At 64.8% G+C, this 23500-nt stretch carries 17 protein-coding genes and 3 riboswitches; of the genes, 6 read left to right on the forward strand and 11 right to left on the reverse strand.

All coding sequences use genetic code 11. The features are described from left to right. Nucleotides 1-3: 3 nt before the first annotated feature. Complete coding sequence (gene moaA / locus HBF24_RS11215; RefSeq protein WP_167172922.1) at nt 4-987, reverse strand: GTP 3',8-cyclase MoaA; 984 nt, start codon at nt 985-987, stop codon at nt 4-6. Continuing rightward, a riboswitch (molybdenum cofactor riboswitch) is annotated at nt 981-1127 on the reverse strand. It overlaps the preceding gene by 7 nt. A 229-nt stretch (nt 1128-1356) precedes the next feature. Here moaA and fdhD point away from each other — a divergent pair. Then, nucleotides 1357-2160, forward strand: coding sequence for a formate dehydrogenase accessory sulfurtransferase FdhD (gene fdhD / locus HBF24_RS11220; protein ID WP_167172924.1), 804 nt, complete (start codon nt 1357-1359; stop codon nt 2158-2160). A 6-nt stretch (nt 2161-2166) separates the two neighbouring features. Here the strand turns inward: fdhD and queF are convergent, their stop codons facing one another. Beyond that, the gene (gene queF, locus HBF24_RS11225; RefSeq protein WP_167172926.1) at nt 2167-2991 is read right to left on the reverse strand and encodes an NADPH-dependent 7-cyano-7-deazaguanine reductase QueF; all 825 of its coding nucleotides are present in this window, start codon (nt 2989-2991) and stop codon (nt 2167-2169) included. A 162-nt stretch (nt 2992-3153) separates the two neighbouring features. On the opposite strand from queF, the gene HBF24_RS11230 reads away from it, so the two are divergent. Then, nucleotides 3154-5538 (forward strand): S9 family peptidase, encoded by a 2385-nt coding sequence (locus HBF24_RS11230; RefSeq protein WP_167172928.1) that lies wholly within the window; start codon nt 3154-3156, stop codon nt 5536-5538. 87 nt (nt 5539-5625) lie between these two features. Here HBF24_RS11230 and HBF24_RS11235 read toward each other — a convergent pair whose 3' ends face one another. From HBF24_RS11235 to HBF24_RS11250, 4 genes are all read right to left on the reverse strand, one after another. Beyond that, the gene (locus HBF24_RS11235) at nt 5626-7527 is read right to left on the reverse strand and encodes a M56 family metallopeptidase (RefSeq protein WP_167172929.1); all 1902 of its coding nucleotides are present in this window, start codon (nt 7525-7527) and stop codon (nt 5626-5628) included. A gap of 1 nt (nt 7528) precedes the next feature. Further along, the gene (locus HBF24_RS11240) at nt 7529-7915 is read right to left on the reverse strand and encodes a BlaI/MecI/CopY family transcriptional regulator (RefSeq protein ID WP_167172931.1); all 387 of its coding nucleotides are present in this window, start codon (nt 7913-7915) and stop codon (nt 7529-7531) included. Nucleotides 7916-8025: 110 nt separating this feature from the next. Next, nucleotides 8026-8469 (reverse strand): GNAT family N-acetyltransferase, encoded by a 444-nt coding sequence (locus tag HBF24_RS11245; RefSeq protein ID WP_167172933.1) that lies wholly within the window; start codon nt 8467-8469, stop codon nt 8026-8028. 106 nt (nt 8470-8575) lie between these two features. Then, nucleotides 8576-9601 (reverse strand): ribonucleotide-diphosphate reductase subunit beta, encoded by a 1026-nt coding sequence (locus HBF24_RS11250; protein ID WP_167172935.1) that lies wholly within the window; start codon nt 9599-9601, stop codon nt 8576-8578. 191 nt (nt 9602-9792) lie between these two features. On the opposite strand from HBF24_RS11250, the gene HBF24_RS11255 reads away from it, so the two are divergent. After that, nucleotides 9793-10089: a GIY-YIG nuclease family protein gene (locus tag HBF24_RS11255; protein ID WP_167172937.1), complete on the forward strand. Its 297-nt coding sequence runs from the start codon at nt 9793-9795 to the stop codon at nt 10087-10089. Between the two features lie 247 nt (nt 10090-10336). On the opposite strand, the gene HBF24_RS11260 is transcribed toward HBF24_RS11255, so the two are convergent. After that, on the reverse strand, nt 10337-12772 hold the full coding sequence (locus HBF24_RS11260; protein ID WP_167173235.1) for a ribonucleoside-diphosphate reductase subunit alpha: 2436 nt from the start codon (nt 12770-12772) through the stop codon (nt 10337-10339). Nucleotides 12773-13153: 381 nt separating this feature from the next. After that, a riboswitch (cobalamin riboswitch) is annotated at nt 13154-13395 on the reverse strand. A gap of 103 nt (nt 13396-13498) precedes the next feature. After that, nucleotides 13499-13796, forward strand: a riboswitch (cobalamin riboswitch). Nucleotides 13797-13969: 173 nt separating this feature from the next. On the opposite strand from HBF24_RS11260, the gene btuB reads away from it, so the two are divergent. Further along, complete coding sequence (gene btuB, locus HBF24_RS11265; protein ID WP_167172939.1) at nt 13970-15868, forward strand: TonB-dependent vitamin B12 receptor; 1899 nt, start codon at nt 13970-13972, stop codon at nt 15866-15868. Nucleotides 15869-16083: 215 nt separating this feature from the next. Here the strand turns inward: btuB and HBF24_RS11270 are convergent, their stop codons facing one another. From HBF24_RS11270 to HBF24_RS11280, 3 genes are all read right to left on the reverse strand, one after another. After that, nucleotides 16084-18444, reverse strand: coding sequence for a GH92 family glycosyl hydrolase (locus HBF24_RS11270; RefSeq protein ID WP_167172941.1), 2361 nt, complete (start codon nt 18442-18444; stop codon nt 16084-16086). Between the two features lie 171 nt (nt 18445-18615). Continuing rightward, nucleotides 18616-19737, reverse strand: coding sequence for a cell division protein ZapE (zapE, locus tag HBF24_RS11275; RefSeq protein ID WP_167172943.1), 1122 nt, complete (start codon nt 19735-19737; stop codon nt 18616-18618). 65 nt (nt 19738-19802) lie between these two features. Beyond that, nucleotides 19803-20492 (reverse strand): alpha/beta fold hydrolase, encoded by a 690-nt coding sequence (locus tag HBF24_RS11280; protein WP_167172945.1) that lies wholly within the window; start codon nt 20490-20492, stop codon nt 19803-19805. Nucleotides 20493-20564: 72 nt separating this feature from the next. Between HBF24_RS11280 and HBF24_RS11285 the strand changes: the two genes are divergently transcribed. Beyond that, nucleotides 20565-21173, forward strand: a complete 609-nt coding sequence (locus HBF24_RS11285; protein ID WP_167172947.1) for an ACP phosphodiesterase — start codon at nt 20565-20567, stop codon at nt 21171-21173. On the opposite strand, the gene HBF24_RS11290 is transcribed toward HBF24_RS11285, so the two are convergent. Next, nucleotides 21157-21678, reverse strand: coding sequence for a c-type cytochrome (locus HBF24_RS11290; protein ID WP_167173237.1), 522 nt, complete (start codon nt 21676-21678; stop codon nt 21157-21159). The two genes, HBF24_RS11285 and HBF24_RS11290, sit on opposite strands and share 17 nt — an antisense overlap. 527 nt (nt 21679-22205) lie before the next feature. Here HBF24_RS11290 and HBF24_RS11295 point away from each other — a divergent pair. Beyond that, the gene (locus tag HBF24_RS11295; RefSeq protein ID WP_167172948.1) at nt 22206-23453 is read left to right on the forward strand and encodes an efflux RND transporter periplasmic adaptor subunit; all 1248 of its coding nucleotides are present in this window, start codon (nt 22206-22208) and stop codon (nt 23451-23453) included. Nucleotides 23454-23500 lie beyond the last annotated feature (47 nt).

Consider the following 23500-nt stretch of genomic DNA (forward strand, 5'->3'; position numbering starts at 1 on the left):
GGATCAGCCTCCGGTGGATGCAAGATGGGGTGTGATGCCGGTGTGGCCCTGATGCAGGAAGTGGCCCTTTTCCTTGCGCCCGATCTGCCCGCCAATGGCGCGGACCAGGGCCTCCTGATCGGCGTCGTCCTGCAGCAGGTGGCGCAACGGAATGCCAAAGTCGCCGAACAGGCACAACCTAAGATCACCAGTGGCGGTGACACGAAGGCGGTTGCAGCCGGCGCAGAAATCCTTCGCATACGGCGCGATGATGCCAATGTGACCGGCGTAATCGGGATGCACCAGTTCGCGCGCGGGGCCGGCATCGGCGCGGCGTGGGCGTTCGCGCCAGCCGCTGTCCAGCAGATGCGCCATCACGCTGGCTGCACGCACGTGGTGACGGCGGAAAAAGTCCAGGTTGTCGCCGGTCTGCATCAGCTCGATAAAGCGCACGCCGACGGCGTGATCGCGCAGGTAGTCCAGCCATGCCGGCAGCTGCTGGTCGTTGACATCGCGCATCAACACGGCATTGATCTTCACCGATGGCAGGCCGCGCGCCAGTGCCAGATCGATGCCCTGGAGAATGGAGTCGAGCCGGTCATGCCCGGTGATGCGTGCAAAACAGGCGCGGTCCAGGCTGTCCATGCTGACGTTGATGGCGCCAAGGCCGGCATCCATCCATTCGTTCAGACGCCGCGTCAGCAGCACGCCATTGGTGGTCATGGCGATGCGCTCGACGCCCGGCACCGCCGCGGCGGTGGCGATGATGTCGGTCAGGTCACGGCGCAGGCTGGGTTCGCCACCGGTGATGCGCAGCTTGTGCATACCCAGATGCTGGAAGCCGGTCAGCAGGCGCGTGATTTCGTCCAGGCGCAACGGCCCGGCCGCCTTCGGATCGGCCTTGTAGCCGTTGGGCAGGCAATAGGTGCAACGAAAGTTGCAGGCGGGAATGATGGACAGGCGCAGGTACGGAAACCTGCGACCGAATGCATCGGCCAGCGGGTGCATGTACGTATGCTCCTTTCCAAGGTCGGGAGGCGGAACGCGTTTCCGGTTCCACCCTGGTGATACCGTGAAGGCATCACGGACGCCATACCCTATGCCGCTTGTCGGCACGTAGGCAGGGCGCCTCGGAGTTGTTGACGATTCACCTTGAGTCTAGCACCGGGATGCGATGGTGCAGGCTGCCTTCGCCACCCCGTTGGCGCCATGTTCATGCGCGCTTGACCCATCCATGAGCGAGATGAAAATACCGTGCATGCACCCGTCACATCGTCTGCACGAAATTTTCATCGATGGCGCACCTAGCCTTGTCGCCATGACGGACCTTTTCGCCACTGCCTGGCCTCCATTTTGCGCATGGCCGCAGGTGCTCCGATGAGCCGCGGCTTCGTGCGCCGCACGGTGGAGCGCCGCCTGCCCGGCGGCATCGAGCAAGCCGAAGACAGCCTGGCCGAGGAAGTGCCGGTGGCGCTGGTGTTCAACGATCAGCCGTTCGCGGTGATGATGGCCACACCGGGCGATCTGGATGATTTTGCCCGCGGCTTCGCGCTCAGCGAGGGGCTGGTTGAGCACGCTGCGCAGATCCGCGATGTCAGCATCCACGAGCGCCTGGAAGGCATCGAGGTGGCGGTCACCTGCGAACAAACGCCGGCGGCGCTGCAGGCCGGTCCCGGTCATGAGCGCTTGTTGCCTGGGCGCAGCGGCTGCGGCCTGTGTGGCGCGCGCACGCTGGAAGATGCCGTGCGCCAGCCGCGCATCGTGGGCCGTGGCCCGGCCATCGATGCCGCCACCCTGGAACGGGCGCTGGGCGCGCTGCGCGAGGGGCAGTCACTGAATCGCGAGACCGGCGCCGTGCACGCCGCCGCCTGGGCCGACGATCAGGGCCATATCGTGCTGGTGCGCGAAGATGTCGGCCGCCACAACGCGCTGGACAAGCTGGTCGGCGCCATGGGCCGGGCTGGCGTCGATGTCGAACACGGCTTTGCCCTGGTCACCAGTCGCGCCAGCTACGAAATGGTCACCAAGGCCACCGCCGCCGGCATCACCCTGATGGCGGCCATCTCCGCGCCCACCGCCCTGGCCGTGCAACTGGCCCGCAGCGCCGGCCTGACCCTGGTCGGCTTCGCCCGGCCGGGACGGCATGTCGTCTATAGCCATCCCGAACGGTTGCGCACCTAGCCTTGGTTATTGGCGGGCGCCGCGTGGGTTGGGCGGCGTCGGGGCTGGTTCGGAGCTTCGGAACGGGTTGATGTCCAGGCCGCCGCGGCGGGTGTAGCGCGCGTAGACGCTCAGGAAACTGGGCGCGCAGCGCTGCATCAGGTCGGTCCAGATGCGCTCCACGCACTGCTCGTGGAACTCGTTGTGCTCGCGGAACGAAATCAGGTAACGCAGCAGGCCTTTGTGGTCGATGGCCGGGCCACGGTAGGCAATGATCACGCTGCCCCAGTCCGGCTGGCCGGTCACCGGGCAGTTGGACTTGAGCAGGTGCGAGACCAGGCGCTCTTCGACCGGCGCACCACGGGCGCTCAGGAACTCGGCGCACGGTGGGCCGTAGTGGTCGATGGCGATATCCAGCGTATCGATCACGATGCCGTCGGGCTCACTCAGCGACAGCGTGGCGAAATCGCGGGCCTCGGTCAGCTCAACCTGCACCGGGGCACCGGCAGCGGCGGAAAGATCCTCGCGCAGGCGCTGGCTCAACGTGGCCGTATCCAGGCGCTCGGCGGAGAAGCTGTTCAGATACAGCTTGAAGGACTTGGACTCGATGATGTTGGGCGAGTCGGCCGGCACGTCGAAGCGGGCCACGGCCACCTGTGGCTTGCCGCGCGTATCCAGCCACGACAGCTCGTAGGCATTCCAGATATCCACACCGGAAAACGGCAGTGCGCCATCGTCGATGCCGATCTCGGCACGCTTGTCGCGACGCGGAATCGGGAACAACTGTGCGGGGTCGTACTGGCGCGGGTAGTCGCTGGATTTGCCCAGCGGCGAGTGCTCGGGGGTACTCATGGGGCGTGCTGCATGCGGGTAGGCGGCCATTCTAGCGTGGCCCGGCGCGACCTTTGGCATAGGCCGGTAAGGCCGCGCCGCGCTAGCATCGGTCAGTCGGGGCGTGTCCCATCGGCGCAGCTCGCGCCCGCCTGCCCCGTGGAAAGACAAGGTGGAGATCACATGCTATCGATGACCCCGACGGCGCGGCTGGGCTGCGCACTGGCTCTTGGGCTGGCCTCGTTCGGCGCGCTGGCGCAGCCGGGCGCCAAGCTCACCGACAAGGACTATGCGCGCGCCGAGCGCTTCATGGTCTACAACACGCGCAAACTGGTCGACCACGACGTGCGTCGCGTGCACTGGCTGGGCGACAGTCAGTTCTGGTATGTCGACACCGATCACGGCGTCGAGCACTACATGCGCATGAACGCGGGCACCGGCAAGGCTGAGCCGGCCTTTGACGCCGACAAGCTGGCCGCCGCGCTGAATGCAGTCATCGACGGCAAGAAGGACAGCAAGGCCAAGCCGATCAAGGCCGGCAAGCTGCCGATCAGCGACATGACGTTGCCCAAGCAGGGTCACTTCCAGGTCACCGTGCGTGGCACCGAGTACACCTGTGATCTCTCGGCCAAGGCCGAGTGCGTGAAGGGCAATCTCGATGCCGTGCTGGCCGGTCACAAAGCCGACAAGGGCATCGCTGCGCTCAAGGGCGTGGTCTCGCCGGACGGCAAGCAGGTGGCCTTCATCCGCGACTGGAACCTGTGGGTGCGTGACATCGCCACCGGCAAGGAGCGCCAGCTCACCCACGATGGCGTGAAGAACTACGGCTACGCCACCGACAACGCCGGCTGGGTGCACTCGGACCAGGCCGTGCTGGTGTGGTCGCCCGATTCGAAGAAGATCGCCACCTTCCAGCAGGACCAGCGCAAGGTCGGTGACATGGCCATCGTCGGCGCGGCCATCGGCCATCCCAAGATCGAGGTCTGGAAGTACCCGCTGGTCGGTGACAAGCACGTGCCGATGATCCACCGCGTGGTCATCGACGTGCCTGGCGATAAGGTGGTGCGGCTGAAGATGAAGCCCGATTTCCACCGCTCCACATTGTGCGATGACATCAGCTGCTTCGGCCATGGCGCCTGGGAAGATGTGAAGTGGTCCAAGGACAGCCAGTCGCTGGCCTTCGTGTCCACTTCGCGCGGCCACAAGCACGAGTGGTTCCGTATTGCCAACCCCGAGACCGGCGCCGTGCGCACGGTGTTCGAGGAATCGGTGCCCACCTACTACGAGAGCGGCATCGAGGGCGTCAACTGGCGCTATCTTTCCAAGGCCAAGCAGGCCATTTGGCCGTCTGAATGCAGCAACTGGAACCAGCTGTACCTGTACAGCCTGCGCACCGGCAAGATGCTGCACCCGATCACCACCGGCAAGGGCAACGTCTCGGACGTGCTGCATCTGGACCGCAGCAAGCGCCAGGTGTGGTTCACCGCGGTCGGTCGCGAAAAGGGCGTCAACCCGTACTACCGCCAGCTGTGGAAGGCCTCGCTCAATGGCGGCAAGGCTACCTTGCTGACGCCGGAGAAGGCCGATCACTCGATCACCATGTCGCCGGATGGCCGTTACTTTGTCGACAGCTATTCGACGCCGACCACGCCGCCGGTCACCGTGTTGCGTGCATCCAGCGATGGCCATGTCATCGCCACCGTGGCGCGTGCCGATATCTCGCGTCTGAAGGCCGCCGGCTGGGTGCCGCCGATTCCGTTCACCGTGACCGCGCGTGACGGCAAGACCAAGCTCTACGGCATGATGTTCAAGCCGACCCACTTCGATCCACACAAGAAATATCCGCTGGTCGACTACGTGTACCCGGGTCCGCAGACCGGCTCGGTGCGTGGCCGCAGCTTCTCGGCGGCGCGTGGCGATCACCAGGCCATGGCCGAGCTGGGCTTCATCGTCATCGCCCTGGATGGCATGGGCACGCCGTGGCGCTCCAAGGCCTTCCACAACACCTGGTATGGCGACATGGGCGACAACACGCTGCCCGACCAGGTCAAGGGCATCAAGGAGTTGGCCAAGCGCTACAGCTGGATCGACCTCAACCGCGTCGGCATCTGGGGCCATTCCGGTGGCGGCAACACCACCGCCGATGCGCTGTTCCGCTATCCGGACTTCTTCAAGGTTGGTTGGGCCGAGTCGGGCAACCACGACAACCGCAACTACGAGGCCGACTGGGGCGAGAAGTACCAGGGCCTGCTGAAGAAGAACAAGGACGGCAGCACCAATTACGACAACCAGTCCAACCCGGACATCGCCAAGCAGCTGAAGGGTCACCTGATGCTCACCTACGGCACGTTGGATGACAATGTGCCGCCGGAGAACACGCAGATGGTGGTGCAGGCGCTGATCAAGGCCAACCGCGATTTCGACATGATCGCCATCCCCAACGTGCACCACGGCTATGGCTATGCCACGCCGTACATCACGCGTCGGCGCTGGGACTACTTCGTGCGCTACCTGGCCGGCGACACCCCGCCGTCCGAATACAAGCTCAAGGCGTGGCCCTGGTACTGATATCCGGGCAACGCGTGTCGCTTGAAAAACGAAAAGCCGGCCCTGTGAGGGGGCCGGCTTTTCTCTTGCTTGCCTGACGGCGGGGGCTTAGTCCAGCCGCTTGAACTTGCCTTGCTTGAGCGCCTCGGCCAGGGTCTTGCGCACTTGCCGCTGGGCGCGTTCGCTGGCGGCCTGGCGGTCCTTGGACACCGCTTCGCGCTGCTTGGCAATGGTCTGGCGCTGGGCTTCCAGCTTCGCCCGTTGCGCTGCCATGCGCTTGTGCTGTGCGTCCTGACGGTTTTTGAGCCGGCTCATTTCGCCGCGGATGGCCTTCTCACGCGCGGCGATCTCACGCAGTCGAGCCTGGTGGTCGGCATCGTTGGCCGCCTGCTGCGAGAGATTGGCGGCCTGAAGTTCGGCACGCTCGCCATCAAGTTCGGCTTGCTTGCCGGCCAGTTGTCCCTCCAGCGCAGCGAGTGAGCCTTCCTCGGCCGCCAGGCCGCCCTCGCGTCCGGCGATTTCACCTTCACGGCCGGCCAGGCGGCCTTCTTCCTGCGCGGCTTTGGTCAATGGCGCGTAGGCCTTGCTGATGCGATCGATGACGCCTTTGTCGTGCGTGACGTAGCGCGTGTCACCTTGGCGCAGCCATAGCGTGGGTTGATGCGTTGCGCCGGCGTGGTCACGTGCAAATGCTGCGTCCGCTTCCGACCCTATTACTTGCATCATGTCATCAGTGATCAGCACATAGCCTTGCCTGGCGTGATCGTGGGTGTCGATGGTGACGTTGTGGAAATGGCGGCCGCCGTAGTCGGGGGCGGGAGGCGCTGGAGGCGCAGGTGGTGCCGGCGGCGGTGCAGGTGGTGCCGGCGGAAGCGGCACCGGTGCCGGTGGTGGTGCCTGCGGTGGTGTCGGCAGGGCTGCTGCGTTGCTCTGAACCTGCGTTTCGGCCGAGGCATGGGCGCTGGCGGTGGTCGCTGTCGGCGCCACGCGCGCCGTGACGCGATAGGGCACCAGGCCGGCAGCGGCAATGGCAATCACCAGCGCAAACTGCGTCAAACGGTGCTGTGAGTGGGGGCGATGCTGAAGCATGGTCAGGCGCCTCTTGAGGTGGCGGAAGGTCGGAGATGCGCTGGCCAGGCCAGCGTGTGTCTGGGTGCTCACACCCAGGGTGAGCAAGAGCTGGCCGTAGGCCTGCGGTGCGATGTCGACATCGGCCAGCGCGCGGGTGTCGCAATCGGCCTCGCGTTCGATGGCGTATTCGCGTGCCGCCCAGTGTGCGACGGGATGGAAGAAGAACAGGCGCTGCGCCAGTGCCGGCAGCAGGCCCTGCCACAGATCGCCCCGATGCAGATGGGCCAGCTCGTGGCGCAGGGCCAGTACGACCTGCTCCTGGCTCAAGGCCATGCGGCTGGGCAACAACACGGTGGGGCGAAGCCAGCCGCTGACCTGCGGCGAGGTGATGTCGCGGCTGTGGCAAAGTGCCGGCGCCTTGCGCAAGCCCATGCGGCGGGCCTGGGCATCACACAGCGCGAGCAATGCGGCATCGTCGCAGGAAGCGGCCTCCTTGCGCAGGCGCTGGGTGCGCAGACCGTGTCGGGCCGCCAGCGCCAGCTGTATCAGTACCAGCGCCAGCCAGGCGCCGGCCAGTGCATCGCGCCAGTCCAGTGGCGAGGTCTGGATGAACGCTTCGCTGTCACGCGTGGCGGACACGTCCTCGGCGTCATGGCGGGTCCACTCGGGCGTGACTTCGGTCAGCGTGGTCGCAGGTGTCGTGGTCTGGACCGCAGGCGTCGGTGCGGACAGCAGCGGCAAGGGCAGCGGTGCGCCCCAGGTGAGCCCGATCAGCAGCTGCGCACTGACCAGCCACCACAAGCGGCTGCGCAGCGCCGGTGCCCAGTGCGGGCGAAGCCGCATCAGCCCGATCAGCACACCCGCCAGCACCACGCCTTGCAGCGATGTCCAGGTGAGGCGTTCCAGCAAGGCCAGCGAAAAGCTGTGCAAGGTGTCCATGTCAGCGCGCTCCGGGTTCGGATTTCAGCTTGGCGACCAGCGCCTGCAACTGGTCCAGCTCGTCATCGCTGACCTGGCCGCGTTCGGACATCCAGGCCACGAACGGCGACACCGAGCCGCCCAGGGTTTTCTCGACAAAGCTGCCCACGGCCTGGCGCATGGCTTCGCCGGGGCCGGTCGCGGTGCGGTAGCGGTAGACGGTGCCGACGCGCTGGCGCGCCAGGTACTGCTTGCTGCGCAGGCGTTCCATCATGGTCAGCACGGTGGAGCGGGCCAGGCCGCGCTGGGCGCCGAAGTCGGCCGCCACTTCGCCGACCGAGGCATCCTCGTGCTCGGCCAGATAGTGCAGCAGCGCCAGTTCCTGATCGCCAATGGTGGAAGGAGGCATGGGTAATCCATATGACTACGTGTGTAGTCATCGTGCGCTTGACGACAGCTGTAGTCAAGCATGACCTGCGGCAGGGGAGTTACCGGGTTTGTTGGCGCGGGGTGGCGCTCTTAATGGCTCAGCAAGGTGTCCAGTGAGCCACGCATGCGCACGTAGCGCACCGTGCCTTTCAGAAAGGGCACCGAGTCGACCTGGAAGCCAAAGCGCCGATAGAACGCGGTGGCACTTTCGCGCGCATCGAACCACAGCGTGCCGACGCCTCGCGCGTGCAGCTGCCGGGCGCCTTCGCGAAGTAGCGCGCTGCCCAGCCCCTGGCCTTGCCAAACCGTGGCCGTGGCGAACTTGCGCAAACGCGCCTGGCCCGGGCCGGGGACAAAAAACGAGGCCACACTGCATAGCTCGGTGCCGACAAAGGCGCCCAGATGCAGGCCCTCAGCATCGTCGGCCAGCCTCACCTCATCCAATGTGGCCTGTGGCCACAGCACCGCCTGGCGCAATGGCAGACATTGCGCGGCGGTGATGGGTTTGATGCGCTGATCGGGCGGGCGATTCATGGCCGGAAAGTCTAGCCGATACCCATCCGTGCGGGATCGGTATCGGCCTTTGGAGCCGTGCCATGACGGGGCGTATGTAAGAAATGGCGATAAAATGCAACGCCGTTTAGAAGGCCATATCGAACGACACTTCGCCTTCCACGCCTACCTGGTAGGCCGACACGCGGCGCTCGAAGAAGTTGGTCACTTCCTGCACGTCCTGCAGATCCATGAAATCGAACGGGTTCTTGGCGCCGTACTTCTTGGTCATGCCCAGCTGGCCAAGGCGCTGGTCGGCGCAGTATTCCAGGTACTGGCGCATGTCCTTGACCGACAGCCCGACCACGCCGCCGGAGAGCACGTCTTCGGCAAACTGCGTTTCGCAGGCGATGGCCTCTTCCAGCATCTGTTCCACATCCTCGCGCATCTGCGCGTCGAACAATTCGGGCTCTTCCTCGCGCACGGTGCGCACCACCTCGAAGGCAAAGGCCATATGCCCGGATTCGTCACGGAACACCCAGTTGGTGCCCGAGGCCAGCCCGTGCAGCAGGCCGCGCGAGCGCAGGTAGTACACGTAGGCGAAGGCGGCAAAAAAGAACAGGCCTTCGATGCAGGCGGCAAAGCAGATCAGGTTGAGCAGGAATTGGCGCCGATGCTCACGTGTTTCCAGGCGATCGAGGTTCTGCACCGAGTCGATCCACTTGAAGCAGAACTCGCCCTTCTTGCGGATCGAAGGGATGTTCTCAATCGCATCGAAGGCCTGTCGGCGCTGGTCCGGGTCGGGAATGTAGGTATCCAGCAGGGTCAGGTAGAACTGCACATGCAGCGCTTCCTCATACAACTGGCGCGAGAGGAACATGCGCGCCTCGGGCGAGTTGATGTGCTGGTAGAGGTTGAGCACCAGGTTGTTGGAAACGATGGTGTCGCCGGTAGCGAAGAACGCTACCAGACGATGGATCAGGTGCCGGTCGGCCTCGCTCATCTTCGATTTCAGGTCGCTGGTGTCGATGGAAAAATCCACCTCCTCCACCGTCCAGGTATTGCGGATCGCCGCCCGGTACATCTCGTAGAACGTCGGATAGCGCATCGGACGCAGGGTGAGTTCGAAGCCAGGGTTGAGCAGGCGACTACTTTGGCTGGATGTGGATGACATGGCAGATTCCTTAAATGGTGTGTCGTCTAATGCGCAGCATGTGTATCTATCAGGCAGCGGCCAAGTGCGGCGCTAGGGACTTGCATGGTGTCGCGGCGAGGGACGAGGGCGCTGGATTCCAGCTTTCGCTGGAATGACGAGATAGCTGGCTTTAGGGTTGAGTGAGCTCTGAGTGGAAAAGGACTTCCTTCATGCGCGAGCGGGCGCCTTGCGTGTATCTGCTTGCCAGTCGACGTAACGGCACCCTTTATGTGGGCGTGACGTCCAATCTGGTGGCCCGAATCTGGCAGCATCGTCAACAAGTGATGGCCGGATTTACCCAGCGTTATCGCGTACATCGTCTGGTCTGGTTTGAAATGCATCACGACATGCGTTCAGCCATAGTGCGGGAGAAGGCGATTAAGGCCTGGCGACGTGCCTGGAAGATCCAGCTGATTGAGGCCTCCAATCCGTATTGGCGTGATCTCTACTCGGAGATCTGCGGTTGAATGGCACGTCGTGGCGGTGACTCGCTGGCGTCTGCTCACACGGTGTAGAACTGGTTGTGTCACACATATGCTTCTAGCTGCAGCGCCATAGACACTGGATGCCAGCATTGATTGAATCGACGCGAGCTTTGCGCTGCCTCTCGCGCTTAGCTCGTCGTCCCAGCGAAAGCTGGGACCCAGCGCCTTTTTCTTTCAAAGGCGGGGCGCTGGGTCGATAGCCGCTACCGGGAAGGCAGCACTCCTCGCTCTACTGGCACGCCTCGCAGTACTCGGGGTTTTCCAGCGAGCACACCACGGCGGCGTTGGCGTTGGTGGTGTCGTCCGGTTTGGTTTTTGCCGCCTCGCCGCTGCCGACGGTGGTCTTGGCGATCTTGGTGGCCGGGCGCGAGCGCAGGTAGTAGGTGGTCTTGATGCCCGACTTCCACGCGTACATGTACATGGACGATAGCTGGCCGATGTTCGGGTTTTCCATGAACAGGTTCAGTGACTGGCTCTGGTCGATGTAGGCGCCGCGCGCGGCGGCGTGGTCGATCAGGGCTTTCTGCGGCAGCTCCCAGGCGGTGCGGTAGATGTGGCGAAGCGCTTCGGGAATGGCGCTGATGCCCTGGATGGAGCCGTCGGCCATCTTGATGGCGTCACGCACTTCGGCCGTCCAAAGGCCCAGCGTTTTCAGCTCATCGACCAGGTGACGGTTGATCACCAGGAAGTCGCCGGACAGCGTTTCGCGCTTGAACAGGTTGGACACCTGCGGCTCGATGCACTCGTAGCAGCCGGCGATCGAGGCGATGGTCGCGGTCGGCGCAATGGCGATCAGCAGCGAGTTGCGCAGGCCCTTGTCGACAATGGCCTGGCGCAGCGTGGCCCAGCGTTCGGGCTGATGTGGTGCGGTGCCGTCCCAGTGGTCGAATTGCAATTGGCCGCGTGCGGCGCGGGTATCGGCAAAGGCGGCGTGCGCGCCCAGTTCCTCGGCCAGCTCGCACGAGGTGGCCAGGGCGTGGAAGTAGATTTCCTCGGCAATGCGCGCCGACATGGCCTTGGCTTCGTCGCTGTCGAAGCCCAGACGCAGACGGAAGAACACATCCTGCAGACCCATCACGCCCAGGCCTACCGGGCGCCACTTCATGTTGGCGCGACGTGCGGTGTCGATCGGGTAGAAGTTCAGATCGATCACGCGGTCGAGCTGGCGCACGGCGGTACGCACGGTGTCGGCCAGCTTGTCGTAGTCAAAGCTCCAGTGACCGTCGGCCTCGCGCTGCATGTGCCGCGACAGGTTGATCGAGCCCAGGTTGCACACCGCCGTCTCGTTGCCCGAGGTCACTTCCAGGATCTCGGTACACAGGTTGGAAAGGTGCACCACGTTGCCGGCCACGGCGGTCTGGTTGCAGGTGGCGTTGGCACGATCCTTGAAGGTCATCCAGCCATTGCCGGTCTGCGCCAGGGTGCGCAGCATGCGCGCGTAGAGCTCGCGTGCCTTGAGTGTGCGCACGGCCTTGCCCTCGGCCTCGGCCTGCGTATAGACGCGCTCGAAAGTTTCACCCCAGGTGTCGACCAGCGCCGGCACCACCTTGGGATCGAACAGCGACCAGTCGCCATCCTCGGCCACGCGCTGCATGAAAAGGTCGGGAATCCAGTTGGCCAGGTTGAGGTTGTGCGTGCGCCGGGCCTCGTCGCCGGTGTTGTCGCGCAGCTCGAGGAATTCCTCGATGTCGGCGTGCCACGGTTCCAGGTACACGCAGGCCGCGCCCTTGCGCTTGCCGCCCTGATTGACCGCGGCCACCGAGGCATCCAGCGTTTTCAGCCACGGCACCAGACCGTTGGAATGGCCGTTGGTGCCACGGATCAGTGAGCCGCGCGAACGCACCCGCGAGTAGGCCAGGCCAATGCCGCCGGCAAATTTGGACAGCTTGGCGACATCGGCATATTTCTCGTAGATCGACTCCAGCGAGTCGGCCGGGGAATCGAGCAGGAAGCACGAGGACAGCTGCTCGTGCGCGGTGCCGGCGTTGAACAGCGTCGGCGAGCTGGGGATGTATTCCAGATGCGAGAGCAGGCGGTACAGCTCCAGCGTCTCGCCCATCTCACCGCCACCCAGGGCGCAGGCGATTCGCATGAAGAAATACGCCGGTGTTTCCAGCACATGGCGTTGTTCGGGATGGCGCAGCAGGTAGCGGTCGTACACCGTGCGCAGGCCAAAATACTCGAAGCGGCGGGCCACTTCGCCATCGATGGCGTCATTGAGCTTGCGCGCATTGGCGGCCACGAAATCGCGCAGGCGCGCGTTGACCACGCCCAGCTCGGCGCCGCGTGCCACCGACTGCGAGAACGAGTGGATGTCCTGCGCGCCCACTTCCTTGTCGATGGTGGCGGCCAGCAGGCGCGCCGCCAACTGGCCGTATTCGGGTTCCTCGGCGGTCAGCGCGGCGGCGGTGCGGATCGACAGCTGGTCCAGTTCCAGCGTGGTCGCGCCGTCGTACAGGCCGCCCATGGTCTTGACCGCCACACGCATGGCATCGACCGCGTGCAGGCCTTCGGCGCAGCGCGCCACCGCGCGCACGATCTTGTTCACGTCGACCGGCTCGCGCACGCCGTCGCGCTTGGTCACATGCATCTGCGCCGGGTTGTGCGGTGCGGTCAGTTCAAACGGCGGTTGCGCCGCTACCGGCGCCGACGGGCGGCTCAGCATGGGCGATTCGGCCGTTGCCGGTTCGGCCGGATGGCCATCGACGAGGGGTTCGGGGGACGCCACGGCGCTGCCGCGCGAGGCATCATCGAAAGGTTCCATGGGACGACCTCCGCTCTTAAAGGCGATCGAGGGCATGCCGTTCTGGTCATGCATCGCTCGTTGCCGGTTCAAGTTCCCGCTCCCGCGCGCGGGTCATTGAGGATTGCGCTTCAAGCAAGAGGCCACGCGACGCGATGCGGCCCGGCTGGGCATCCATGCGTGGATGCGCCCTTGCGGACCCCATCTGCGACGCGCCTCCCCGCGGAAGCGGTCACCCGCGCCGAAGCGTTCGCCTGCACTGTGCGTAGCGGCCATCTCACCGGCTGCGACGCGAGGGCACACGAGCGCGCTCGACGTATCGGCAGGTCTTCGGACTTGCGGCACGGATCGCCTCGCGATCCACCTCGTCCTGCGCTTCCCAAGTGCGTTTCGCACCCAGTGCATCTGTCAGGAGTTGGAATTTCCGCCTACCGCTGCGGGGCAGTTCCGGACTTGCCCTGAGGCCTATGGCCCAGAGCGCACCGGATTCCCTTTTAAGCACACATCCCGGATGGGCCGTGTACACCGATGGAACACAACATATGCGCGTGCCCTTGGTCCGTCAACACGAAATATGGGTATGCGTGGCTGATCAATGATTTGAGTTCATGACACTTGGCGCACTGTACTTGGGCGCGCCAAGCGGCTAGGCTTGCGCCCGTTTCGGGTGTCCGGCGTGCGGCTTTTTTTGCCACGCGCAGGATGAAACGGGAAGCCGGTGCGCGCCGGGTGTGAGCCATCACGCCAGGGTGCAAGGCCGGCGCTGCCCCCGCAACGGTAAGTCGTGTGCGCTCGATGCGTGTTTCGCGTATCGACCGGGTATCGATCGACGGCCTCAAGGCCACCCACTGCCGGCATGTGTCGGCGGGAAGGGCGATGGGTACCGAGCCTGTGTTCAAGGCTCAACCGACAAGCCCGGAGACCGGCCCGATGACATGACCGCATGCCAGGTTGCGTGCGGTCGGGTGGAGGCATCGCGGTGGGCGATGGTCGGACCATGCGCGATGCCGTGCCGGCATTGGGTGTTCTGGCTTTTATGTTCCCGCGTGCCAACGTTATTGGCCTTAAGCCGCCCGCCGCACCGACGGGGTGTGGCGTCCATCAGGGAACCTAAACGACATGCGTCTGAATCTTCTTGCCAGCGCCGTGCTGCTGGCCGTGGCTGCGCCGGCGTTTGCCGCGCCGCAGAGCGATCACTCGATAAGCATCGATCCGGTGGTGGTCACCGCCACGCGTACCGCCGAGCCGGTCAGCCATACGCTGGCGCCGGTCACGGTGATCACCCGCGCCGATATTGATCGTCTGCAGCCCGAATCGCTGCAGGATCTGTTGACTGGCCTGCCGGGCGTGGCGTTTTCCAACGCTGGCGGCATGGGTCAGCAGACCTCGCTGTTTTTGCGCGGCACCAATTCCACGCACACGCTGGTGCTGATCGATGGCGTGCGCATTGGCTCGGTGTCGGCGGGGCTGGCCGCGTTCGAGCAGATTCCGGTGGACCAGATTCAGCGCATCGAGATCGTGCGCGGGCCGCGCGCCTCGCTGTATGGCGCCGATGCCATCGGCGGCGTGATCCAGATTTTCACCCGACATGGCAAGGCCGGCCAGGCGCCGACGCCCTCGCTCAGCGTCACCGGTGGCTCGCACAACACCTGGCGCGGTGAGGCCGGACTTTCCGGTGGCAGCGACCATGCCTGGTACAACGTCAGCCTCGGCAGCCAGTACACGCACGGCATCAACAGCTGCAAGGTCGGCGCCGGCGATGTGTTTGCCGGTTGCTTCGTCAACGAGCCGGACAAGGACGGTTACCGCAACTACAACGGCCTGTTCTCCGGCGGCTACCGCTGGGACAACGGCACCGAGCTGGCCGTCACCGGCATGCGCAGCAAGAGCTTTGTCGAATACGACGGCAGCCCGTATGGCGGCAACATGGCCGACAACGAGCAGCGCGTGGCCGGCGCGCGTCTTAGCTTGACCCCGGTCGATGGCTGGGATGTCAGCCTGAACGCGGGGCAGAGCAAGGACCTGTCGACCACCTATTACCAGGGCACCTATTACGGCGTGTTCTATCCCAAGGCGCCGACCGGCTACGCCAATTCGCGCCGTGACGATGCGTCCTGGCAGAACGCGTTCACCCTGGCCGCTAACCAGCAGCTGACCGCCGGTGTCGATTACAGCCGCGAGCATCTGGATTCGTCCACCGCGTACATCAACGATTCGCGCGACAACACCGGTGTCTTTGCGCAGTACCAGGGCCGCTTCGGCGCCAACGAGCTGCAGTTGTCGTTGCGTCACGACCACAACCAGCCGTTTGGCAACCATGGCACGGGCGCCATTGCCTGGGGTTACGACTTCACCGACGGCCTGCGCCTGACCGCCTCGTACGCCAGCGCTTTCCACGCGCCGACGTTCAACGATCTGTACTACCCCAGCACGCCCGGTTACGCGCCCTCGGCCGATCCCAACCTGAAGCCCGAGTCGGCACACAATGTCGAGCTGGGCCTGGGTGGCTGGTACACGCGCTGGAGCTGGCAGGTCAGCGCCTACCAGAACACCATCGACGACCTGATCGCGCTGGATGCCAACTACACGCCGGGCAATATCAGCCGTGCGCGCATCCGTGGTGTGGAAGGCCAGTTCAAGGGCCAGTGGGCCGGCTGGCTGGTGCACACCTACCTGACCTGGCAGCAGCCGAAGAACATCGACGGCAGCGCCAACGATGGCAACCTGCTGCCGCGTCGCTTCGAACGCAGTGCGCGAGTGGATCTGGATCGCCATTTTGGTGTCTATGGCCTCGGCGCCACGCTGTATGCGGCCAGTGGTCGCTACGACGATGCCGCCAACACGCATCACCTGGGTGGCTACGGCACGCTGGATCTGCGCGCCAGCTATCGCTTCCTGCCGCATTGGGACATCCAGGCGCGCGTGGCCAACGTGTTCGACCATAGCTACGAGACTTCCTGGTACTACAACCAGCCGGGCCGCACCGCTTACGTCACGCTGCGTTACCGCCCGCACTGAGCGCTGACGCCTCGCTGGTGTCATGCTGCGGGGATGGAACAAAAAACGGCGCCGCTCCTTTCGGGGCGGCGCCATTTTTTTTGGATGTCCGGCCTTGTTGGCACTCGAACCGACTGTCACCAAGGGCTTGGGCGTGTCGTCCCAGCGCCTTGGTGTGTTGCGGCACCCAAGGCGCTGGCTGCCCGCTTTCGCTGGCGTGACGGGCAAGGCCCAAGCTAGTGCGCGGCATGCTCCTGGGCCGCGGCATCGGCCGGTGCCGACATCGACGGCGGCGCGTCGGCCGGCGCTGCGCCCCACTGATGGTTGGGCTTGGGGCCCATCTGGAAGGTCAGGGTCGCGCCATTCTTGATGTCATCCCATGAGAACCACGGCTTGTTCCACGGCTTGCCGTTGAGCGTGGCCGACTGGATGTACTGATTGGTCGCCGAATTGTTCTTGGCCACCACCTTGAACACATGGCCGTTGCCCAACTGGATGGCCACGGTGTCGAAGATCGGGCTGCCGATGATGTAGTTGGGGCTGGACGGATCGACTGGGTAGAAGCCCATCGCGCTCAGTGCGTACCACGACGAGGTGGCGCCCTGGTCATCCATGCCCGGGTAGGCGTAGCCGGAGGCGTCACTGCCATACATTTCACGCAGGATCTGGCGCACGCGCATCTGCGTTTTCCACGGCTGGCCGCCCCAGTCGTAGTAGTAGGCCGATTGCTGATCGGGCTGGTTGCCCTGCACGTACTGGCCAATCAGGCCGGTGCAGTCGCGGCAGATGCCCTTGGGGTGGTACGGCGTGGTGAAGAACTGGTCGAGCTTGGCATCGAAGGCCTGGCGACCGCCCAGCAGGTTGATCAGGCCTTGCACATCGTGTGGCTCCAGCCACAGCGTCGACCAGCCGGAGGCCTCTTTCATCATGAAGTTGTAGTAAGGCTCGCCAGGATCGAACGGCGTGATCCACTTGCCGTCGGCGGTGCGGCCGCGAATGAAGCCGTCGGATTTGTCGAACACGTTCACGTAGTTGTGCGCGCGTTTGAGGAACATCCGGTAATCGTCCATCTTGCCCATGCGCTTGGCGTATTCGGCCATGGCGTGGTCGTCCCAGGCATATTCGAGCGTGGTCGCCGCGCCGGCCTTGCCGCCGGCGTACGGCGGGTTGGGGCTGCCCTTGGGAATGAAGTCGGAAATCCAGCCCTGCTTCTCGTACTCGGCCAGGTAACGACGCGGGCCGGCCGGGTCCATGGCGTTCTTGCGCAGGTACTTGTAGACCGCCTTGTAGTCGAATGGAATGCCGCGCTCCCAGGCGCCCAGGTACATGAACACCGCGTTGTCGCCGTGGAAGGAGGTGTTCATGAAGCCCTTCTCACGGGCCATGTCCAGCTCCGAGGCCATGACATTGCGCATCAGCTTGGGTTCGAGCATCTCCAGCAGCACGATCTGGTTGCGGCCGGTATCCCAGAACGGCACCGGGCTGTAGCGATCGTGCGTGGCAACCTGGACCTTGCCGTTGGAGTCGGTGAATTTCTCACCCTTGGCGGCAATCAGGCGCGGGCTTTCAAACGATTGAAAAAGTGTCGAATAAAACAGTGAGCGCTGCTTGTGCGTGCCGCCGGTGACCTTGACCCGGCCCAGCAGTTTGGCCCAGTCCTTGCGCGCCGCCTCATGCACGCGCTCGAAGTTCCAGGCGGGAAGTTCCTGATGCAGGCGCTGCTCGGCCTGCGCGTAGCTGGTGCCGTGGGCGATTTTCATCAGCACCTTCTCGCCGGCGCTGGTGTGGAAGGTGACATAAGCGCCGGCGTAATGGCCGGAGATGTCGCGCTGGCCGGGCTCCACGTCCTTGTTGCCGATGCCCCAGCCGCGGTTGTCGCCAGGAGCCTTGCGGAAGGTGCCCAGCTTGGTGAACGGCTGCGAGAATTCGGCGACGAAGTAAGCGCCGTCGATCGCGTGGCTGTCGCTGGACTGGCCGCGGATGTTGTGGTCGTTGACCACCTGCACGTGGCCGCCATGCGACGGGAAACTCACCAGCACATGGGCCCGATCGCTGGCCGGGAAGGTGAAGCGCATCAGGCTGGCCCACTGCGTGGCCGTCAGCTCGACGCGGGTCTTGAAGGTGTTCAGATACACCGAGTAATAGCCTGGCGAGGCCTTTTCGCGGCGTTTGTCGTACCAGGATTCGCGCAGTGCCGGCGGCATCGACCAGGCGCCCACCACCGGTTCGATGATCGGTTCGGCACGGCCGCCATAAGTGGAGCCGCCACCGCCGGTAAAGCCGATCATGGTCGGGTTGGTGTAGTAGTAGGGCGTCGGCACGCCGTTGGGGTAGCTCAGCGCAATGTTGTTGTTGACCGGCGTGGCCTGCACCGAGCTGTGCGGCAGGCGCGCACCCGGTGAGGTCTGGCCGGTATAGACCGGTTCGCCCGGCGGTGGCGCGTTGCCGATCAGCTTGGGCTTGTCCAGTGGCGCAGTGCCGACCAGCGGATTGGCCAGGCTGACCGGTGAATCAGGTGTTTGGCTGTGTTGCGCGCTTGCCGCCGTGGCGACAAGGGTCAATACGATGGCTGCACTGCTGCGGCGCCGGAAACCCATGGTCCATCCTCCCCTCGAAAGATAAGCAACGCCGCGCCGCGTGGAAGCGTTATGGATAGGCAGCCGGCGAACGTGTCGGTGCAAGGACCATACGTTCGCATTTAGATCGATGCAAATCCGCCATAAGTCATATGCCGGCTCGGCAAGCGGCGAGGCATGCGGACGAGGGCGTCAGTCCAGGTGTTCGGAAGCCAGATAATCCTGGCTCTGCATCTCGATCAGGCGCGAGGCGGTGCGCTCGAACTCGGCGCGGTGGCGCTCGCCGTCATACAGCTCGACGATGGGTGCGGCGGCCGACAGCACCAGCTTGACGTGGCGGTCGTAGAACTCGTCCACCAGATGGATGAAGCGCTTGGCCGGATCGTTGTTGTCCGGCCCAAACGGCGGCACGTTGGACACCACGATGGCCGGAAAGCGCTTGCCCAGGGCGATGTAGTCGGCTACCGCACGCGGTCCGTCGCACAGCGCGTCGAAGTCGAACCAGGCGATGTTGTCGGCATGGCGGCGCACGGCGATGTGGCGATCATTGACGCTGATCTGGCCGCCTTCGTGCACATCGCCCTCGGCATAGTCGTTGAAAATGCGCGACAGCGCGCGTTCGGCCTCGGCGCCGGGCGGGCACTGGTAGACCGGCGCCTGCTCCAGCGCACGCAGGCGCCAATCGTTGCGCGAATCGAGCATCAGCACCTTGCAGTGCGTTTCGATCAAATCGATGGCGGGCAGGAAGCGGGCGCGTTGCAGGCCACCGGCATAGAGATTTTCCGGCTCGGTGTTGGAGGTGGTGACCAGGCTCACGCCCCGGGCGAACAGTGCGTCGAGCAAACCGCCCAGGATCATGGCATCGCCAATGTCCTGCACGATGAATTCATCCAGGCACAACACGCGGGCGCGGCTGGCCAGGTCGTCGGCGACCAGCGGCAGCGGGTCGGCGCGATGGCCAAGCTGGCGCAGCGCCTCGTGCACCTCGGCCATGAAGCGATGAAAATGCCGCCGCAGCGCCGTGCCCTGCGGCAGGCCGGCGACGAACAGGTCCATCAGGAAGGTCTTGCCACGCCCGACGCTGCCCCACAGGTACAAACCCTGTACCGGCGAGGATTGTTCCTTGCCCAGCGCCTGGCGCAGCCGGCCGAGCATGCCCTGACGGCGGCCGGCGCGCTGATGCAGCGCGCTGTGCATGCGGTCCAGTTCGGCCAGGGCCGGCAACTGCGCGCGATCGCGTTCCCAGCGGTGGGCTTGTACGCCCTGCGCATAGCGCGCGCTGGGGCTTTGCGGGTCGGCGGAAGGGTCGGTCATCAATGGGCGCAGGTTTGGCGCGGCGCCTTATGTGTCGCCGCGCGGGTGAATCGGGACAGGGCGGATCAGTTGGCGCGCGGCTCGGGTAGCCAGCTGCGCACGCCGTTCTTCAGTGCGCCGCGCAGATCCATCAGGCGGCGGTGGAAGAAATGGCTGGTGTCGGGCATGCGCACCATGTTCGGTGCATTGGACCCCAGCGACTCGACCCAGGCGAACACCTCGTTGGCGTCGACGATTTCGTCGTCTTCGCCCTGCACGGCCAGCCACGGGCAGGTGGGCAGGGTGAAGCCGTCGAAGTCCCAGCGGCCCACCGGAGGAGCGACCGTGATCAGTGCCGCCGCGCCCAGCTTGTGCGCGTTGCGAAGTGCCACGTAGCTGCCGAAGGAGAAACCGGCCAGCCAGACATCGTCGCCTGGATTGACGCGGCGCACCCACTCGACCACGGCGGCCAGGTCATCGCCTTCACCCATGCCGTCGTCGTATTCGCCTTCGGAGGCGCCAACGCCGCGGAAGTTGAAGCGCACCGTGTTGAGGCCGACCTCGCGCAGGCTGCGCTCAATGATGGTGACCACCTTGTTGCGCATGGTGCCGCCGTGCAGCGGGTGCGGATGGCAGATCACCGCCGTGGCACCACGCGCGCCGGCCTCGGGAACATCCACCGTCACCTCGAGCTTGCCGACCGGGCCGGCGAGCGCGAAGCTGGTGGCCTCGCCCGGGAAGGAGTCGGGCGCGGATGCAGGAATCGTATCGTTCATGAGGTGCATGATAACCGCCGTTACGCCCCCCAGTGTCAAACGTGCGTGCACGCGGGCGCGCGAGGGACGGGCATGAATCACCTGGCGCATGCCTGGCTGGCCGGCGGCGATGCCGGTCTGGAAGTGGGTGGCCTGATGGGCGATTTCGTGCGTGGCACGCCTGACGAAACGTTGCCCGATAGCCTGCGACAGGGCATCGCCCTGCATCGGGCCATCGATACCTACACCGACGCGCATCCGGTGGTGGCCGCCGCGCGCGCGCGTTTCGAACCACCGTGGCGACGCTATGCCGGCATCATGCTCGATGTCTGGTTCGACTATTGCCTGGCGCACCAGCTGCGCGCGCAGGGTGAGGACCTGGACGCGTTTTCAGCCCGTCTGCGCCAGCGCTTGCGGGCGCACTGGCCGTGGCTGCCGGCGCGTCTGCAGCGCTTTTCCGGCTACATGCAGGCGCACGGCCTGCCGGCCGCCTATGCCGAACCGGCGATGCTGAAAAACGTCTTCGCCGGGCTTTCACAGCGCCTGAGCCGGGCCAATCCGCTGGCCGATGCATGGCCGCAGCTGCACGCGCAGGCGCCCCGGCTGGAGGCTGACTACCGCGCGTTTTTCCCCGATCTGGCTGGCTTTGCCGGCGACTGGCGTCGCCGGCACGCGCCGCAAACGCTTACTTTGACTGACTGACCATCCACTTCACCGCCGCTTCCACCTGTTTGTCAGTGAGCGCCGGATTGCCGCCCTTGGCGGGCATGTGGTTGCCATCCGGGCCGGTGTAGCCGTTGATGGCATGTTTGATCAGCGTATCCATGCCCTGCGCGATGCGTGGTGCCCACGCGGACTGGTTGCCCAGCTTCGGCGCGCCGGCCACGCCGGCGTTGTGGCAGCTGGTGCAAAGGTGACCGTAGATGGCTTTGCCATCGGTGGTGCCACCGTAAGCGACCTGCGAGGCGGCGGCCTTGGCGGCGGCGGCCTCGGCCGCCTGCATCGCGGCACGTCCGGTATCGCCGGCATAGGATGAACCCACCGGTGCCAGCCGCTGCCCGGTCAGTTTGTCCGCATCCGGATTCCTGTAGGCATGTTGCGCGCCGTACACCCACCAGGCCAGTCCCACGATCAGCAGGGTCAGAATGGCGAGCGTGGCGATGAGGATGGAGAACCCACGAAGGAAGTTGCGATCAGACTTGCTGATTGGATTGCTCACTTGTGTTACCCCGGTCTCCTTGATGGCCGGAGTGCTGCCGGCCCAGCGCAACCTGTCTGTTTTCAAGCAGATCCGCGCACCTGCCTCCCACAGGCGCCTGCCGCGTACTCCCTTGCGGCGGCGGATGCCACGGGATGAACCCTCCCCGGAACGGCCGCTGGCCATTCCCCCGGTTGCCGGCCCAGCATAGCGGCCCCGGGCCGCTCGTGTGCAAGCATTTTGACGCAGGCCAGGCAGGCAGCAGCCGGAATAGTGATCATCTAGGCCAAAAGGCAGGGGGTGGATGTGTCAACCGGCATTGTTCAATGCCGTTGTAGTGCACCTATGCTATGCATGCATCAAGCTGCCGGGCGTGCCATGTCCGGTGCTTGCAGGTAATGCAGGGGAGGGGGCTTGCGGGGTGTCCGTGTGGCCCTGTCCTTAGGATGTCCTGGCCGCCGTGCGGCTGGCGACGTTCAACCTGCATCCTGCATCCACATCACCATGAGCGAAATTCGTAGGGAGTCACCCATCTCATGTCGCGTCGGAAAATCGCGCTGATCGTCATCATCATCGTCGTGGTGATTGCACTGGTTCTGGCTTTTCACCATAAAAAGAGCGGTAAAAGCGCACCGCAGGCTGGGACGGCTCATGGCGCCATGCACGCTGGCGGCGCCGACAAGGGCGGCGACAGCAAGCCAGTGCCGGTGACCGTGGTGCCGGTCAAGAAGGAAAACGTGCCGGTCTACCTGACCGCCCTTGGAACCGTGCAGGCACTCAACACCGTGACTGTGGTGCCGCAGGTCGGTGGTCAGCTGATGAAGATGGACTTCAAGGAAGGCCAGGAGGTGAAGAAGGGTGAGGTCATCGCCGAGATCGATCCACGCACCTATCAGGCCCAGTACGATCAGGCCGTGGCGCGCCAGAAGCAGGACCAGGCACAGCTGGAAACGGCTATCAGCAACCTCAAGCGCAGCCAGGACCTGATCAAGAAGAACTTCGTTTCCAAGCAGGATCTGGACACCCAGCAGAACACCGTCGATCAGCTTCGCGCCACGGTGGCCGCCGATGCGGCCAATGTGCGTGACACCAGGGTGTCGCTGGACTACACCAAGGTGCGCGCGCCGATTACCGGGCTTGCGGGCATTCGCCAGGTGGACGCCGGCAATGTGGTCAGCGCCAATTCCACGGCCATTGTCACCCTGACCCAGGTGCATCCGATCTATGTGATCTTCCACCTGCCCGAGCAGAATCTGGGCATGGTGCGCAGCGCGCAGGCCAAGGCGCCACTGTCGGTGGCAGCACTGGACCGCACCGACTCGCACCCCATTGCTGCCGACGGCACGCTGCAGGTGATCGACAACCAGATCGACTCCAGCACCGGCTCGTTCACGCTGCGCGCGCAGTTCCCGAACAAGCAGACCGAGCTGTGGCCGGGCCAGTTCGTCAACGTGCGCCTGCGCGTGCGCACGGTCGACAACGGTCTGGTGATCCCCACCGAGGCGGTGCAGCGCGGTCCCGATGGCGATTACGTGTATCTGGTGCAGGGCGACCACACGGTGAAGGTGCAGAACGTGCAGGTGGCCAGCGATGTGGATGACACCCACACCATGATCGCCAGCGGCCTGAAGGCCGGTGACGAGGTGGTGACCGAAGGTCAGTTCCGTCTGAAGCCCGGTGCCAAGGTGCAGCCGCTCAAGCCCGGTGAGGTGCCGCCGGCGCCGACCGCCGCCGAGCTCAAGAAGGCCAGCCAGCAGAAAGGTGGCGGCCGTCGCCATCACTGATCGATGCCGCCCCGGCGCATGCGTGCCGGGGCGTGTTGAACTTTCCG

Origin of the sequence: Oleiagrimonas sp. C23AA (assembly GCF_011759385.1) — a bacterium.
Taxonomy (GTDB): domain Bacteria; phylum Pseudomonadota; class Gammaproteobacteria; order Xanthomonadales; family Rhodanobacteraceae; genus Oleiagrimonas.

What these genes read in the sequence shown, in the direction of transcription:
- HBF24_RS11260 (WP_167173235.1), bottom strand. Translation starts at nt 12,772, where the DNA reads ATGCTGAGCCGCCCGTCGGCGCCGGTAGCGGCGCAACCGCCGTTTGAA.
- queF (WP_167172926.1), bottom strand. Translation starts at nt 2,991, where the DNA reads ATGAGTACCCCCGAGCACTCGCCGCTGGGCAAATCCAGCGACTACCCG.
- moaA (WP_167172922.1), bottom strand. Translation starts at nt 987, where the DNA reads ATGCACCCGCTGGCCGATGCATTCGGTCGCAGGTTTCCGTACCTGCGC.
- btuB (WP_167172939.1), top strand. Translation starts at nt 13,970, where the DNA reads ATGCGTCTGAATCTTCTTGCCAGCGCCGTGCTGCTGGCCGTGGCTGCG.
- HBF24_RS11270 (WP_167172941.1), bottom strand. Translation starts at nt 18,444, where the DNA reads ATGGGTTTCCGGCGCCGCAGCAGTGCAGCCATCGTATTGACCCTTGTC.
- HBF24_RS11255 (WP_167172937.1), top strand. Translation starts at nt 9,793, where the DNA reads ATGCGCGAGCGGGCGCCTTGCGTGTATCTGCTTGCCAGTCGACGTAAC.
- HBF24_RS11235 (WP_167172929.1), bottom strand. Translation starts at nt 7,527, where the DNA reads ATGGACACCTTGCACAGCTTTTCGCTGGCCTTGCTGGAACGCCTCACC.
- zapE (WP_167172943.1), bottom strand. Translation starts at nt 19,737, where the DNA reads ATGACCGACCCTTCCGCCGACCCGCAAAGCCCCAGCGCGCGCTATGCG.
- HBF24_RS11245 (WP_167172933.1), bottom strand. Translation starts at nt 8,469, where the DNA reads ATGAATCGCCCGCCCGATCAGCGCATCAAACCCATCACCGCCGCGCAA.
- HBF24_RS11280 (WP_167172945.1), bottom strand. Translation starts at nt 20,492, where the DNA reads ATGAACGATACGATTCCTGCATCCGCGCCCGACTCCTTCCCGGGCGAG.
- fdhD (WP_167172924.1), top strand. Translation starts at nt 1,357, where the DNA reads ATGAGCCGCGGCTTCGTGCGCCGCACGGTGGAGCGCCGCCTGCCCGGC.
- HBF24_RS11285 (WP_167172947.1), top strand. Translation starts at nt 20,565, where the DNA reads ATGAATCACCTGGCGCATGCCTGGCTGGCCGGCGGCGATGCCGGTCTG.
- HBF24_RS11240 (WP_167172931.1), bottom strand. Translation starts at nt 7,915, where the DNA reads ATGCCTCCTTCCACCATTGGCGATCAGGAACTGGCGCTGCTGCACTAT.
- HBF24_RS11250 (WP_167172935.1), bottom strand. Translation starts at nt 9,601, where the DNA reads ATGTCATCCACATCCAGCCAAAGTAGTCGCCTGCTCAACCCTGGCTTC.
- HBF24_RS11295 (WP_167172948.1), top strand. Translation starts at nt 22,206, where the DNA reads ATGTCGCGTCGGAAAATCGCGCTGATCGTCATCATCATCGTCGTGGTG.
- HBF24_RS11230 (WP_167172928.1), top strand. Translation starts at nt 3,154, where the DNA reads ATGCTATCGATGACCCCGACGGCGCGGCTGGGCTGCGCACTGGCTCTT.